At 46.6% G+C, this 483-nt stretch carries 1 tRNA gene; it reads right to left on the bottom strand.

What is annotated here, in order from left to right:
* Positions 1-127: 127 nt before the first annotated feature.
* A tRNA-Arg gene (locus tag VU18_RS15425) sits at positions 128-200 on the bottom strand.
* Between the last annotated feature and the right edge of the window lie 283 nt (positions 201-483).

The following is a 483-nucleotide window of genomic DNA, read 5'->3' as shown; positions in this document are numbered from 1 at the left end:
AATTCGTGCAAAATTTTTTCAAATTCTATCGTATTTTTTCGGATTCCAAAAAAATGGAAAATGACTGCAAACGCAGTCGTATCAAGGGGTTTAAGAATTTTAATCCGAACTAGTCGGATCGTTGGAACGGCCCCGAGAGGATTCGAACCTCCGACGCACGGTTTAGGAAACCGACGCTCTATCCACTGAGCTACGGGGCCATGATAAGAATGTACACCTAAGCGCTGGGACGGCTAGGGGAGAGACTCCATCCCCTCGAGACGTCGAGAATTCCGATTGTTTGATCCGTTCCTGGTTTTTTGAGGAAAAACATCGAAACGAGACCGCTCCTTGCCTTTGGCGCTGTGCAACCGATCAAACGCGCGGCCAGTTTGAGAATATGTTCATTGTTTGGTTGCCAGTGAACTGGGGGCAGGCTCTAGTCATGTTTGTTGATGCATACCGTTTATGGCGTGTCAGACGGGTATATTATAACTGATTTTT

Origin of the sequence: Geobacillus sp. ZGt-1 (assembly GCF_001026865.1) — a bacterium.
Classification (GTDB): Bacteria; Bacillota; Bacilli; order Bacillales; family Anoxybacillaceae; genus Geobacillus; species Geobacillus thermoleovorans.
Note: the sequence above shows the minus strand (reverse complement) of the source record. Positions and strands in the feature narration are given on the sequence as shown.